This is a genomic window from Bacillus sp. SIMBA_005 (genome assembly GCF_046535585.1).
In the GTDB taxonomy this organism is placed as follows: domain Bacteria; phylum Bacillota; class Bacilli; order Bacillales; family Bacillaceae; genus Bacillus; species Bacillus pumilus.
In genome coordinates this window covers 363,950-377,846 of sequence record NZ_JAWRWI010000003.1, presented here as the reverse complement: position 1 = coordinate 377,846, position 13,897 = coordinate 363,950, and the positions used below count along the sequence as shown (strand labels likewise).

Annotated in this window: 15 protein-coding genes and 7 tRNA genes; 6 read left to right on the top strand and 16 right to left on the bottom strand. The window is 39.3% G+C overall.

Features of this window, described 5'->3' with window-relative positions; genetic code table 11:
- Window positions 1–51: 51 nt before the first annotated feature.
- The gene (locus SB660_RS06935) at window positions 52–1,491 is read right to left on the bottom strand and encodes a DHA2 family efflux MFS transporter permease subunit (RefSeq protein ID WP_180309512.1); all 1,440 of its coding nucleotides are present in this window, start codon (window positions 1,489–1,491) and stop codon (window positions 52–54) included.
- 73 nt (window positions 1,492–1,564) lie between these two features.
- Window positions 1,565–2,143: a TetR/AcrR family transcriptional regulator gene (locus tag SB660_RS06930; protein ID WP_180309513.1), complete on the bottom strand. Its 579-nt coding sequence runs from the start codon at window positions 2,141–2,143 to the stop codon at window positions 1,565–1,567.
- A gap of 307 nt (window positions 2,144–2,450) precedes the next feature.
- Between SB660_RS06930 and bglS the strand changes: the two genes are divergently transcribed.
- Complete coding sequence (gene bglS / locus SB660_RS06925; RefSeq protein ID WP_003214284.1) at window positions 2,451–3,182, top strand: beta-glucanase; 732 nt, start codon at window positions 2,451–2,453, stop codon at window positions 3,180–3,182.
- A gap of 42 nt (window positions 3,183–3,224) precedes the next feature.
- Here bglS and SB660_RS06920 read toward each other — a convergent pair whose 3' ends face one another.
- On the bottom strand, window positions 3,225–3,626 hold the full coding sequence (locus SB660_RS06920) for a MerR family transcriptional regulator (RefSeq protein WP_410581901.1): 402 nt from the start codon (window positions 3,624–3,626) through the stop codon (window positions 3,225–3,227).
- A gap of 216 nt (window positions 3,627–3,842) precedes the next feature.
- Here SB660_RS06920 and SB660_RS06915 point away from each other — a divergent pair, with 216 nt between their 5' ends.
- Together SB660_RS06915 and SB660_RS06910 are read left to right on the top strand one after the other, a co-directional pair.
- Window positions 3,843–4,892: an NAD(P)-dependent alcohol dehydrogenase gene (locus tag SB660_RS06915; RefSeq protein WP_180309514.1), complete on the top strand. Its 1,050-nt coding sequence runs from the start codon at window positions 3,843–3,845 to the stop codon at window positions 4,890–4,892.
- Window positions 4,893–5,141: 249 nt separating this feature from the next.
- On the top strand, window positions 5,142–5,603 hold the full coding sequence (locus SB660_RS06910; RefSeq protein WP_144463340.1) for a CarD family transcriptional regulator: 462 nt from the start codon (window positions 5,142–5,144) through the stop codon (window positions 5,601–5,603).
- Window positions 5,604–5,890: 287 nt separating this feature from the next.
- On the opposite strand, the gene SB660_RS06905 is transcribed toward SB660_RS06910, so the two are convergent.
- From SB660_RS06905 to SB660_RS06890, 4 genes are all read right to left on the bottom strand, one after another.
- Entirely contained in the window at window positions 5,891–6,094 is a 204-nt protein-coding gene (locus SB660_RS06905) for a cold-shock protein (RefSeq protein WP_003214229.1), read from the bottom strand.
- A gap of 286 nt (window positions 6,095–6,380) precedes the next feature.
- Window positions 6,381–6,887 (bottom strand): GrpB family protein, encoded by a 507-nt coding sequence (locus SB660_RS06900; RefSeq protein WP_410581898.1) that lies wholly within the window; start codon window positions 6,885–6,887, stop codon window positions 6,381–6,383.
- 212 nt (window positions 6,888–7,099) lie between these two features.
- Window positions 7,100–7,894 (bottom strand): alpha/beta fold hydrolase, encoded by a 795-nt coding sequence (locus tag SB660_RS06895; protein WP_410581896.1) that lies wholly within the window; start codon window positions 7,892–7,894, stop codon window positions 7,100–7,102.
- Between the two features lie 145 nt (window positions 7,895–8,039).
- The gene (locus tag SB660_RS06890) at window positions 8,040–8,375 is read right to left on the bottom strand and encodes a winged helix-turn-helix transcriptional regulator (protein WP_106066415.1); all 336 of its coding nucleotides are present in this window, start codon (window positions 8,373–8,375) and stop codon (window positions 8,040–8,042) included.
- 178 nt (window positions 8,376–8,553) lie between these two features.
- Here SB660_RS06890 and SB660_RS06885 point away from each other — a divergent pair, with 178 nt between their 5' ends.
- On the top strand, window positions 8,554–9,528 hold the full coding sequence (locus tag SB660_RS06885; RefSeq protein ID WP_410581894.1) for an NAD(P)-dependent alcohol dehydrogenase: 975 nt from the start codon (window positions 8,554–8,556) through the stop codon (window positions 9,526–9,528).
- Here the strand turns inward: SB660_RS06885 and SB660_RS06880 are convergent.
- Window positions 9,511–9,660 (bottom strand): hypothetical protein, encoded by a 150-nt coding sequence (locus SB660_RS06880; protein WP_410581892.1) that lies wholly within the window; start codon window positions 9,658–9,660, stop codon window positions 9,511–9,513. The two genes, SB660_RS06885 and SB660_RS06880, sit on opposite strands and share 18 nt — an antisense overlap.
- A 168-nt stretch (window positions 9,661–9,828) precedes the next feature.
- On the opposite strand from SB660_RS06880, the gene SB660_RS06875 reads away from it, so the two are divergent.
- Together SB660_RS06875 and SB660_RS06870 are read left to right on the top strand one after the other, a co-directional pair.
- Window positions 9,829–10,173 carry a hypothetical protein gene (locus SB660_RS06875; protein WP_034620217.1) on the top strand — a complete coding sequence of 115 codons (345 nt, stop codon included), beginning with the start codon at window positions 9,829–9,831 and terminating at the stop codon, window positions 10,171–10,173.
- 227 nt (window positions 10,174–10,400) lie between these two features.
- Complete coding sequence (locus SB660_RS06870) at window positions 10,401–10,958, top strand: hypothetical protein (RefSeq protein WP_410581890.1); 558 nt, start codon at window positions 10,401–10,403, stop codon at window positions 10,956–10,958.
- A 177-nt stretch (window positions 10,959–11,135) separates the two neighbouring features.
- On the opposite strand, the gene SB660_RS06865 is transcribed toward SB660_RS06870, so the two are convergent.
- From SB660_RS06865 to SB660_RS06830, 8 genes are all read right to left on the bottom strand, one after another.
- Window positions 11,136–11,219 (bottom strand) — tRNA-Leu (locus SB660_RS06865).
- Window positions 11,220–11,267: 48 nt separating this feature from the next.
- A tRNA-Leu gene (locus tag SB660_RS06860) sits at window positions 11,268–11,350 on the bottom strand.
- 8 nt (window positions 11,351–11,358) lie between these two features.
- A tRNA-Lys gene (locus tag SB660_RS06855) sits at window positions 11,359–11,434 on the bottom strand.
- A gap of 30 nt (window positions 11,435–11,464) precedes the next feature.
- Window positions 11,465–11,539 (bottom strand) — tRNA-Gln (locus SB660_RS06850).
- A 22-nt stretch (window positions 11,540–11,561) separates the two neighbouring features.
- A tRNA-Glu gene (locus SB660_RS06845) sits at window positions 11,562–11,633 on the bottom strand.
- Window positions 11,634–11,642: 9 nt separating this feature from the next.
- Window positions 11,643–11,733: transfer RNA gene (locus tag SB660_RS06840), tRNA-Ser, on the bottom strand.
- A gap of 4 nt (window positions 11,734–11,737) precedes the next feature.
- Window positions 11,738–11,812 (bottom strand) — tRNA-Asn (locus tag SB660_RS06835).
- 209 nt (window positions 11,813–12,021) lie between these two features.
- The gene (locus SB660_RS06830; protein ID WP_410581888.1) at window positions 12,022–13,869 is read right to left on the bottom strand and encodes a sigma-54-dependent Fis family transcriptional regulator; all 1,848 of its coding nucleotides are present in this window, start codon (window positions 13,867–13,869) and stop codon (window positions 12,022–12,024) included.
- Window positions 13,870–13,897 lie beyond the last annotated feature (28 nt).

Genomic DNA, 13,897 nt, shown 5'->3' with positions numbered 1-13,897 from the left:
TTATTGAAAAAAAGCACTGCGGCGCTAAGTCCCCAGTGCTTTTCGTCTATTTTATGAAATTTGCTGCTCTACCTTCACTCGTTTAATGAAGAAAGCGATAATTAGACCAATGACGGTCATGATCACAGCAAAGATAAATGCATGCTGGACGCCATTTGTAAAGGCGAGCAGCTGATTCATCGGATTTGAGGGATCAGCCACATTTTCCATAAAGCTGCGGGTTCCTGATGACAGGATGGAAATACCGACCGCAGTACCAATGGCTCCTGACACCTGCTGCAATGTATTCATAATCGCTGTACCATGCGGATATAGCTCTGGCGGCAGCTGATTTAATCCATTTGTTTGCGCGGGCATCATGATCATCGCGATGCCGACCATTAATGTAATATGAAGAGTCACAATGTACCCAATCGATGTATTCACACTTAGATTGGTGAAACCTAACATCGTCGCTGCGACGATCGCAAGCCCTGGAATCACAAGCCATTTCGGTCCAAACTTATCAAATAAACCACCCATGATTGGAGATAGCAGACCGTTGATAATTCCACCTGGTAATAGCATTAAACCTGCTGTAAAGGTCGTTAGTGCCAAGGATGTTTGCAAATACAATGGCAAAATCATCATGGCAGACAGCATCACCATCATACACACTAAGATCAGCAGTAACCCAATGACAAACATCGGATATTTAAACGGGCTTAAGTTCAGCATCGGTTCCTTCATATTCAACTGTCTGAGAGAGAATACAAGAATCCCAATGACACCTACTACAATTGCCACGATCACATGTATACTGCTCCAGCCGCCGCCTTCACCGGCACTACTAAAGCCATACACAATTCCTCCGAAACCAATGGTTGAAAGCACAATCGATAAGATGTCGATTTTAGGTCTTGTTGGCTCAGTAATATTTTGCATGAAGATAAAACCAAAGACGAGTGCAGCTATTAATAGTGGAAGTGAAATCCAGAAAATCCAATGCCAAGTCAGCGATTTCAAAATAAGACCAGAGACTGTTGGACCAACAGCTGGTGCAAACATGATCACAAGACCTATAATCCCCATCGATCTGCCTCGTTTATGAGGCGGGATGATTACCAAAATCGTATTGAACATCAATGGAAGAAGCAATGCTGTACCGACTGCCTGTACGACACGTGCCACCATTAAAATACTAAAGACTGGCGCAACTGCTGCGATAAAAGTTCCAATGATCGAAAAGACGAGCGACGTCATGAAAAGCTGTCTTGTTGTAAACCATTGAAGAATGAGTCCTGAAATTGGCACGAGAATACCAAGTGTTAATAAATATCCTGTTGTCAGCCACTGAGCTGTCGTCGCTTCAATTCCAAAGTCTAACGTTAAGCTTCTCAGCGCCATATTTAGTGCCGTTTCACTAAACAGGCCAATAAAACCGGCTGTGATAAATGAGATAATGATGGGCAGCGTTCGAATATGAGAAGCTGCTGCTTGCTGTTTGTTCATAGTAGGTTGGCTCCTTTTCTTTTTTCAATTTAAATCAAGCATAGGAAGTGAGAACTGTCAGAAATGAGCCACTTCAATGTCTATTGAAAACAGACAAAATCTGTTTTTCTGCAGCGAATTGAGCGATTTTTTCGATTGAATAACCAGATTCATGAATATAAAACATCAGTTCAGGTGTCATCGGAGAGGACATACAAAGTGTCGTCAGCTCAATATCCTGTATGTTCGCTTCCCCTTTTTCATCTGCTTCTTCCAGTAAATCACGAATCATTTGCCTAAGCGATTGACTGTAATGACAGTCATACACTTTACTTGTCTGCTCTAAATTCCCAGATATCGTAAGCATCCGAATCCAGTCTAAATGATGACCGACGATGAGATGAATTTCTTCGAGCACATAACGCAAACGTTCACGAACCGGCTGGTCACTGATTTTACTCAAGTAAAGATGCAAAGCAGGGATCAGCTGTTCAAATTTTTCTCCAAGGATCGAAAGGCACAAATCACTTTTATTGGCATAACGGCGGTAAAGAGTACCCTGCCCAACACCAGCTGTTTTGGCAATTTTATGCATGCTGACATTTTCCACACCAAATTCCTGAAACAAAGTAAAAGCGACCTCTTCAATTTCCTTCCCAATATCCTTTTCCATGATGCTTCACACCTTCTTTACCTTCATCCATATTGCACTTCTCTCTATGTGTTCAATCAAAACTTTTTGGTTTTCATTAGGACATTTGTACCGGTATTATCTTACGGACAACTGTCCGCTTTGTCAATCATTCTTTAGTAAATAGCCTGAAAAAGATCATTTTCTTTCATAACTTCCTATGAAAAAATAGAAGAGTCTAGTAAACTATCCTCTTTAATATCATATATTAGACCGATTTTCCATTTTGAGAGAATCATGTATGATCAATTAAGAAAACGCTTTCAAAATAAGAGAGGGGAATGCCTACATGTCTTACCGTGTGAAACGAATGTTGATGCTGCTTGTCACTGGAATCGTCTTGAGTTTGTCCACATTTACTGCGGGTGCCTCGGCCCAAACAGGCGGGTCGTTTTATGAGCCTTTTAACAACTATAATACGGGGTTATGGCAAAAAGCAGATGGGTACTCGAATGGAAACATGTTTAACTGTACGTGGCGTGCAAACAATGTCTCCATGACGTCGTTAGGTGAAATGCGGTTATCGCTCACAAGTCCTTCCTATAATAAGTTTGACTGCGGAGAAAATCGTTCCACTCAAACATATGGCTACGGGCTTTATGAAGTCAGTATGAAACCAGCCAAAAATGTTGGGATCGTGTCTTCGTTCTTTACTTATACAGGGCCGACTGATGGTACGCCTTGGGATGAAATTGACATCGAATTTCTAGGAAAAGATACGACAAAGGTTCAGTTTAACTACTATACCAATGGTGTAGGAAATCATGAAAAGATCGTCAACCTTGGTTTTGATGCAGCAAACTCTTATCACACGTATGCATTTGACTGGCAGCCAAACTCGATTAAATGGTATGTAGACGGACAATTAAAACATACTGCCACTACTCAAATCCCTCAAACCCCAGGAAAGATTATGATGAACCTGTGGAATGGTGCAGGTGTCGATGAATGGCTCGGCTCCTATAACGGTGTTACACCACTCCACGCGCATTATAACTGGGTGCGTTACACAAAAAGATAACCACATTACAAAACCTGTGACTTGTCACAGGTTTTTCTTCATTCAAATGGAATTGGTTTTTAGTTGATGAACGAGCTTTTGTTCATAACTGTGGATAATATCTTCATAACTTTCTATCTTGTAATCTAACCGCTTAATCGTCTCTTCGATTTCCTTTTGCTTTTCTACAAGTCTTTCTCTCTCATTGACCAAAATACTTTTCCGCGAGGACAGAGTATGATCCTCGCCCTCAATAAATAAAGCCGTATATTCTCGAAGTGCATCAATTGAAAGACCCGCATTTCTCATACATTTGATAAATCCAATCCACTGAATATCCTCTTCTGCATAATCACGAACACCGTTTTCATCACGACGGATCGGTCGAATCAACCCAATATTCTCGTAGTATCTGAGCGTAGCAGTAGATAAATCAAGCTGCTTGGCGGCTTGTGCTATTTTCATTGTTTTCACCCTTCTCTTCTTCTCTCACCTTATGAAAAATGAAATTCCTTCTTTTATCATCTCCAATTTGATAGAGAACGCAAGATGCATTTGTCTCAATTCTTTATTTAAGGATGTTGAAAAGCCTTAAGAGGGTTCTCTATTGACTTAGAGTTCACTTTAAGACGTACAGTATAGAAGTAGAACAGAATCTTACTCTTGAAAGGATGATCCAGAATGTGTCAGACGCACCAATCAAACGTTTTAAGTGTTTCACATGCAAAAGCGAATTTTGAACGGACAACCATTGAACGAAGAGCGCTTCGTCCACATGATATTTTAATTGATATTCAATTTAGCGGGATCTGTCATTCAGATATCCACAGCGCCTTTGATGAATGGGGCGGCGGTATTTTCCCAATGGTTCCGGGTCATGAGATTACTGGAGTTGTTGCGGCTGTCGGTGATGCTGTGACGAAATTTCAGATTGGAGACCGTGTAGGCGTTGGATGCTTTGTGGATTCCTGCGGCATCTGTGAATATTGCCAAAACGGAGACGAGCAATATTGCACGAAAGGAGTCGTCCAAACCTATAATAACCTCGATTATGACGGGGAACCGACTTACGGCGGCTATAGTCAGAAGATTGTCGTGACAGAACGCTTTGCCGTCAGCATTCCAGATCAATTATCCCTTGATGCCGCAAGTCCTCTTCTCTGCGCTGGCATCACAACTTATTCTCCTTTAAAGCACTGGAAGGCAGGCCCGGGTAAAAAAGTGGCCATCGTCGGGATGGGTGGGCTCGGTCATGTGGCCATTCAATTCGCACGTGCACTTGGCGCTGAAGTCACAGTATTGAGCCGCTCTATGAATAAAAAAGAAGAAGCACTGTCATTTGGTGCAAAAGACTATTTTGCTACAAGTGATCCCGATACCTTTAAAACATTAGCCGGCCAATATGACCTCATTCTCAATACGGTCTCTGCTAATATCAATGTAGACGCCTATTTGTCCTTACTTCGCGTGGACGGAACCTTGGTGAATGTCGGTGCACCACCTGAGCCAGATCAGTTCCATGTCTTTTCATTAATCACCGGGCGCCGCAGCATTGCTGGTTCACTCGTTGGCGGCATCCAAGAAACACAAGAAATGCTCGATTTCGCAGCTGCTCACAATATCGCACCACAAATTGAAGTGATTAACGCAAATCAAGTGGATGAAGCGTATGAACGTGTGCTGAAAAGTGATGTGCGTTATCGGTTTGTGATTGATATTTCGACATTATGATCGAATTCTATTTGGAAAGACCAGCGCAATGGCTGGTCTTTTTTAATGGTGGATATTCTGTTTTTCTTGTATTGAGGATTCTTGAGGATATGTTGAAAAATCATCCGAATTTTTCATGAAAAAATCTCTCTTTTTTAGAACTAAATTTATTGACAAAAAATAAATAAACATGTTATTATTAAAAATTTGATTATTTTACGTCGAAGTGTGGTACCCTTAAAGTAGATACATGATATGGAGGCGGATGATATGTTTCAAATTGGTGATAACATTGTTTATCCAATGCACGGAGCAGGTATAATTGAAGCCATAGAAGAAAAAGAATTTTCTGATGAAAAACAACAGTATTATGTGATTAAAATGTCAATCAGTCATATGAAAGTGATGATTCCAACACGAAAAATGTCTGGTTCACGTATTAGACCTGTTACAGATATACTGGCATTAAACAATGTGATGCACATTTTCCAGCATGGCAAATCAGATCAAATACTGACATGGAAAGAACGTCATACAATTAATACAAACAAAATAAAAACAGGTAACATCCAAGACGGTGCTGAAGTTGTACGTGACCTAATGCGGATGAAGAAAGAGAAAGCACTAAATGCAAGTGAAAAGAAAATGCTAGATGATGCCCATGAATTTTTGCTAAGTGAATTAGAAGTCATCAAAGGGATTACAGAAAAGCAAATCAAAAGTTTCTGTTAAGAACTCTGCCGTCTTTTGGGCATCCCTCACCATTTTTGAATTCATGTTCTCTACGAAACGACCCACCCTTCAATTAATGAAAGAAAAAAGAATTTATTTAGATAAATTCCGCATATTGTAAATCCAATATGCTATACTGTTGATAAACCTTTGAAGCATGAATTTTTTTACGATTACCTTGTAACATCTCCCTACTTGTACGCTGAGTAGGGTTTTTTATTGAAGAAATAAATGAAAGCACAAAAAAACAGGCTCTCTACAGAGAACCTGTTTTAAAAAAATGAAGATTAAGCAGTTTTTTGAACGTTAGCAGCTTGAGCTCCACGAGAACCTTGCTCTACGTCAAAAGTTACTTTTTGACCTTCGTCTAAAGATTTGAATCCGTCACCTTGGATAGCTGAGAAATGTACGAATACATCGTCTCCTTCTTCACGTTCGATAAATCCAAAACCTTTTTCTGCGTTAAACCATTTTACTGTACCTTGTTCCATGTTTGTTGCCTCCTAGTGCGTTATCACACAATGTATTATACTATCCTTGCCCAAAGTATCCTCAAGACGAAAAGTCTTTCTTCATGCTATCCTTTACGCCGAACAAAAATAATTATTCTTATTGTAACACGATTCGGAAATAATTGCAATTTAGGATTTAAAAGAGCACCAAATGTGCTATGGTAACACAAATAAGACAGGGATTTAATAATGAAACGTTCATTTAGCTATGTTCAATCCTTTGTGCATAAAATCAGTTTTTTTCAGCACGAAAAGAAATCTTTATCTAAATTCCCTCTAAAATCGACTGAACAAAGTTAGTTTTTCCCTCGGCATATTTGTGTTTGTCATTTTTATTTAAACTAGATAGGTTCAGTTTGAGCTGCTCGTACTCATTTCTTACTAATTCGTTACTTCTTAAATAATCCCTGAAATTTAACTGTTCAAGTAAATATCTATTGCCTGTTTGATACATATGGATTTGATGTGTACGTGGTTCTCCTTTGTTGAAATAGTGTCTTTCAGGTAATACATTGGTTCCTCTATATGAATAACCAAGCCCTTGCAAAGCTGTTACGCACTGTGTCCCGTCAAGAAAATGATTTATTTCAATCGCAATATCAATAATGGGTTTCGCACTCAAACCATTTACTGCTGTACTTCCAATATGATGCACATTCACCGTGTACTGACCAATGACCTCTACTATTCGTTTCTTTTCTCTTTCAAAATCTTTACCCCATTCAGCAGACCAAGGAACTAAAAAAACTCCCCCTCTTGGTAATCCTAGCATAGGCTCAACCCCACCTTATCATTTCGTTGTTTAGTTGGAAATCTCAATAGTTTGAAGCCTTTCGATCGATTAGAACGACATTTATTATAAGATAACTCAAACAAAAAGCCCACTCACATAAGATGAGTGGACTTTTTTTAGAAACTATAAAAATCATTAATACAGCCACGAACCCGAATCAAGAAAACTTCTATTTATACAAAGGTGTACAACTACATATTTTTCGACTCAAGTCTGTTTAACCAGTTATGGACTAATGAGTTAAATACATCGGGTTGTTCGATTTGCAGGTTGTGGCCAGCCATATCAAGCACTGCAAAAGTTGCTCTTGGATAGTCTTCGATCAGCCGCCACGCATCTTGATATCCGACTACATCGTCTTGACGCCCTGTGATAATGAGCGTGGGATACTGAAATTCAGCTGAAATGTCGAAGGTATAGCCATACCCATTTTGAAGAATGTTATTGATGAATTCATGATTTGTTTGTTTAGAAGGAAGGTAAATTTCATCTCGAAATCTTTCCCATTCCGTTTTTCCTTGCACAACTGCCATGGAGCAAAATTCATCCGTCTCCTCTGGAGAAAGTTGTGATATCAAGCTGCTGTCACTTTTTAGAACGGTCTTCTCTGGCACGACTCTTTTATCGAATACAGGTATAGTCATTGGGGCCACAAGCAGTAATCCACGAACGGTTTCCCGGCGTGAATGAACAATACCTCTAGCTATGTACCCTCCATACGAATAACCACAAACAATAAACTGTTCATCAGGAATAATCTCGTCCAAAAGACGCAATACCGCCTCTAACATATCATCTGAGTTCTGAATAGATGGATGCGGCTCGGAACGTCCCATCCCCGGTAAGTCTATGTATATTCTTTTCCAACCGCTTTGTTTTTCAAATACCGGTTCCAATGCATGTAACATCACTTGATGGTCAAGGGTCCAACCATGCAATATAACGATCGGAAATCCTTCTCCAATGACTTTATGATAAATTGACATGTATTTGCATCCCCTTTTCTAGCGCTTCCCTAGTAATCTCAAGATTTTTTGTTGTTTTTCTTCATCATAGCTTAAAGTGAATAAAATCTTTGTTAGGAAGCTATGCTATGATTCCCAAACGAACTTCTCACGTAAATGGATTTTATTATGACTTTGATTTTTCTAATTGGTTTTCGCCCCATAAAAGAAGTTGTTCAAATATAGGGATCAGCTCTAGTCCTGCCCCAGTCAATGAATATTCTACTCTTGATGGAACTTCATTATACTGAACTCGTTGAACAATTCCGTTTTCAATCAGGTCCTTTAATGATTGATTGAGCATTGTTCCTGTAATTCCATACACTTTACGCTTTAACTCATTATATCGAATCTCATTGTAACTACATAGTACAGCTAAGATTTTTAAATTCCATTTTCCCGCTAATATATTTAATGCATAACTCGCTGGAGCTATCGCTTTATTCAGCTCACTTTCAGTCATATTTTATCCACCCCTTAGTCAGTTTTTCCTTCCTTAAGCAGTTTATATTGCGTACTTGTTAAATCAATTCCATTTATTATAATCAAATATGTAAACCGTGTCATCCATGTATTAGAGAACCAAATTGATTATAAAAACCCTTCAAGTTAATACTTTTTCAAGGAGATGGAGTGAGTAAATGAAAAATGAAAAGATGCGTGCTGCACAATATTCTAAATATGGATCACCGAATGTTCTTTTTGAAGATTCTATATCAAAACCTGTTATAGAATCTGGAGAAATACTCATTCGTGTACATGGGTCGAGTGTAAACTCTATGGATACACTGTTTCGATCAGGTAAGTTAAAACTATTAACGGGTAATCAATTCCCTAAAGGGACAGGAGTAGATTTTTCTGGAGAGGTTGTTGAAGTAGGGTCGAACGTAAAAAGTTATCAATTAGGTGATAATGTGTGGGGGGTTCTCCCTATTAATTTAAGGAACCAAATTGGTAGTGCTGCTGAATATGTAGCTATATCACCTGAGAAAATATCTAAAACTCCTATAAAGATTGATCTCATACAAGCCGCGGCATTACCTGGCGTAGGTGCTACTGCAATTATTGCCTTAAAATATAAAGCTAACCTTAGAAAAGGCGAAAAGTTACTTGTACGTGGTGCAAGTGGTGGAGTCGGAAGCATTGCGATTCAAATTGGAAAAATGTTAGGTGCTCATGTAACTGCTCTTGCAAACGAAAAACATCTTACTTTTCTTCAAGAGCTAGGTGCAGACGAAGTATTTGATTATAAAAAAACATCTCCTACTGATCTTAAAAAGTTTGATGTAGTCATGGACACAGTGGGAACTGACCTTAAACATTATAGGCGCCTGCTTGCAAAGAACGGTAGAATGATTACTATTGGATTTCCTAGTTTTTCGTCCTTCATATATATATTAACTTCAACTATTTTCGGTTCTCGTAGAGTTCGCACATTCAGCGCAAATCCCAAAAATGAAATTCTAAAAGAATTAGCATCTTATGTAGATTCCAACAAGGTCAGACCAGTTGTTGATAGCATTTATCGTTTATCTGATGTTGCCAAAGCCCATCATTCCTTAGAAACTGGAGGTGGACGAGGAAAACGTATCATAAATTTACTTGATAAAAAATAAACCATCAATTGACATGACATTATTTAATTTTTCTGTTGCAAATGGTGCATGCTTGGTAGCCATTTCAAATCTTCCAGCTCTTCTAAAGTATTCAGCTGTTTCTAATGCAAAGTCTTCAATATCACTATACATTTTCCTACTTTTTAGAACCCAAAACATCGGTCTAACAAATGCTTATCTTCTTTTAAATACAGACCTTGAAGAATCTTAAATTTCGAAATATAATCGACATCCATACAATTCAAATATTTTACATGTTATGATGAATTTGTAACAAAACTAAACTTAGGGGGAAGTATTATGAATAAACTTTACAAAGGATTAATTGTTTCAGTATTATCAATTTCTTCATTAGCTCTTCCAGCTTTAACAAATCAAGCTTCTGCGCAAGAACCTGCAAAAATTCACAATATAGCAAAGCCTACAAATGAAATTGGAACGGTCGATTTCCATATGTTAAGAAACTCAAACGTTGGATTGCTGTATGGCTATACAAGATGGGAAATCATCTCTGGCAGTCACCTTATCAGTATTAGTTCTAGTGGTGTCGTATCTTCTTACTCATCACTTGGCACGGCGCTGGTTTATGCCTATGATATAAACGATAACTACGTCATTTTTAAGATTACAGTTGAACCTCGATAATTTTGTTTAGAAGGAGTGGTCTATTCACTCCTTCTAAAATTTTCTTTAATTACATCGATTTTTAGAAACAAAAAAGAACAGTCTTTTGACTATCCTTTAAAAACTCATACCCCCAATTCTTCAGAGGACTCCGATAGGCAGCTCAATAGAAATGCACTCCCCTATAAAATAATGTATAATTCTTCTCAATCACAATAATGGCATAATATGGTTAAAGGAGTGGTTATATGTCTTATTTCTCTTTAGTTTTCAAGCAGAATTCTCCTTCATTTTTTGAATCAAATGATGATTATTTAGCCAAAAAAGAGACAAAAACAACACCTATAGAGATTTACCAAACAAATAAAGAGGTTAAATCTTTAGCTCAACTAATTGTATTAAAAAATAATGTATCAGACAATAAACTGAACCCAGTTTTTGAAATCAGCAAAAATATGAAAGTAACTTTAAACGAACTATTTTATTCTCTCGATTCACCTAACGAAATTAAGTATGAACTACGTGTCTATTATGGCCAAGCCCAATTTATAAGTGCAAACGGACACGATATTATAAAGTTCACAACAGAACTACATCATAAGAATCACCCAAATGAAATCGTGACTGACACACCTTCTATTAAAATTTTCTCTTCTAAGTTCAATGAATTTAGACACCTGAAAGGATTAGTGAGTTATCTAAATACCGATAAAACTTTTACTTGTTATTATTTCGGATTTCCAAAACTAGACCGATTTATAAGATTCATACCTTACTATTATAACAACCTGTTTATCGAGTATTAAAAATTTCTCTGCAATCATCAACGAGTTTCTCCATAACAAATATATTTAATGTTTTAACACAGATCATATAATGCTCTTACTCGAGAAATATAATATTATACAAATTTTTCTCTCCAAAATAAGAAAATTGAGAATAAAACAAAAAAACCAAAGGTCTATAACCTTTGGTTTCTTAGATGCGGCCGAGAGGACTTGAACCTCCACGGGTTATTCACCCACTAGGCCCTCAACCTAGCGCGTCTGCCATTCCGCCACGACCGCGTGTATGATGTGCTCATATATTCATAAGTGCACTGTTTGAAAAAACAATGCGGGTGAAGGGACTTGAACCCCCACGTCATAAAGACACTAGATCCTAAGTCTAGCGCGTCTGCCAATTCCGCCACACCCGCATGAAACATGGTGAGCCATGAAGGACTCGAACCTTCGACCCTCTGATTAAAAGTCAGATGCTCTACCAACTGAGCTAATGGCTCATCTGCTATGCAGAAAAACATATAAAAAAATGGCTGGGCTAGCTGGATTCGAACCAACGCATGACGGAGTCAAAGTCCGTTGCCTTACCGCTTGGCTATAGCCCAACGAATGAAAAAAAACAAAACATGACCCGTACGGGATTCGAACCCGTGTTACCGCCGTGAAAGGGCGGTGTCTTAACCGCTTGACCAACGGGCCATAAAATAATGGCGGAGAAGGAGGGATTTGAACCCTCGCGCCGCTTGCGCGACCTACACCCTTAGCAGGGGCGCCTCTTCAGCCACTTGAGTACTTCTCCATTATGGCTCCGCAGGTAGGACTCGAACCTACGACCGATCGGTTAACAGCCGATAGCTCTACCACTGAGCTACTGCGGAATAATAAGACATGTTTCATTATATATATGCCAGAAAAATGTGTCAAGAATTTTTAAGCGTTTCATTCCTGCTTCATTTGCGACGGCTTTTATAATTTAACATATACTAATATAACAGTCAAGCCTTTTTCCATGCCATTTGTTTAACTTGGCAGAAAGCCCCCGACCTCCACGTAGACCAAGGGCCTTGATGCAGCCTTCCACATGAGATTAAGACAAATGAAACTTTCGCATCCACTTATAAAAAGTACTTCTTGGCACTCCTGCTAACCTCGCTGCTTCTGACACATGACCTTTCGTTTTATGCAGTGCGTCTATCACTGTTTGCTTTTGAATGCGTTCCCTGAATGTGAGTTCTTTTGAAGTCTCGGGTTGCTCTGCTGGATGCAGCTTCTGTTTTTTCTGATCAATCGTCTCTAATACTTGAGCATATTGCGATTCACCAACCCATCCGCCTTTCGGAAAGAGGACCCTTAGATGTTCAAACAGGTTAAAAAGCTCTCGTATGTTTCCTGGCCAATGATACGCCTGCAATTTCTGAAAAAATGATTCAGGAAACACTGCATTCCAGTGATGCTTCTTTTGGTAATAACGATATAAATCATGAATGTCTTCTTTTCTTTCTCTAAGCGGCGGGATGTTGATCGGATAGACATGAAGACGATAATACAAGTCTTCTCGTATTTTTCCTTCCTTCAGCAGTTCGTTCATATTACGGTGAGTCGCTGTAATGATTCGAATATCCAAAGGGATTTCGTGTGTCCCGCCGAGCGGTATGACTGCCCTTTCTTCTATCACCCTAAGAAGCGCTACTTGCATCGCATATGGGATTTCGCCTATTTCATCTAGAAAGAGTGTTCCTTTATGGGCTTGTTCAAATTTCCCTTTAGCTCCGTGACGTTTTGCCCCTGTAAAGGCCCCTTCAGCATAGCCAAACAGCTCACTTTCTAACAGGCTTTCAGGAATGGCTCCGCAATTAACAGCAATGAACGGCCCTTTATGCCTTTCACTGGCGGAGTGAATGGCTCTAGCGGCGAGTTCCTTCCCTGTCCCTGTTTCTCCCCAAATATACACATGAGCATCTGTTTGTGCCGCTCTCTTCATCTCACTAAGCGTCTGTTGAAATACCTTACTTGTTCCTGATTCCCCGGGAAATTGAGCAAAAGAAACGGTCATGCTGCTTTTCGCTGCTTCTTCAAGAGAAAGGGATATGCCTAGCACCTTCCCGTCTTGCTCAGATTGAATGATCTGCTTTCCCCGAATAACAAATGAATGATCCTTAAGCTGATCGACATCCATTCCATACCAGTCTGAAAATCGATCTCTAATCGACCTGCTGGCAGACACAATTTGTTTTTTTTCATTACAGACCACATACGGTTCGTCTGCTTCCACCTGCTGAAGACAATGAGTGATCAGCTCCATCTCTCTCCTTTTTTGCTGGACTTGAATTTCTCTCTCTATGGCATAAGCAACCGTTGAAGCCATTCCAAGCATAAAAGGGTGCTTGTTATCCGTCATACAGGAGATGTCAATCACCCCTATGATTGTACCGTCCGCATCGCGAATTGGTGCAGCAGAACAACTCCAATGATGAGAGGCGATAGAAAAATGCTCTGTTCCGTTGATCGTCACCGCTTCACCGATGACGAGTGCCGTTCCGATCGCATTTGTCCCTACATCCGTTTCAGTCCAGCGTGAACCCTCCATAAAATTAATTCTTCTGGCTTCCACCATCGTTCTTTCGCTTCCTGTCAAACTTAGCACATAACCATCTGCATCGATGAGTAAGGCCAGCATATCAGAATCTTTTAATTGCTGATTGATTTTATTTAAGTAAGGAAGAGCCACATTTAGGAATAATGAATATTTCTTTTTTTGGGCACTGAATCGTTCCTTTTCTAACAACGACTGTCCTTTATCTAAATACGGATTCACATTTGCCTGTTTACACCTATGCCATGATTCTGCCACTCTCTTATTCAGACGAGACTGATCAAGCAAACCTTCACGAACAAAACGATTCCACGTATTTAAATAACAAGGCGTCGGGTTCATTCCATCCTCTCCTCTGGGGGCTTTTTAT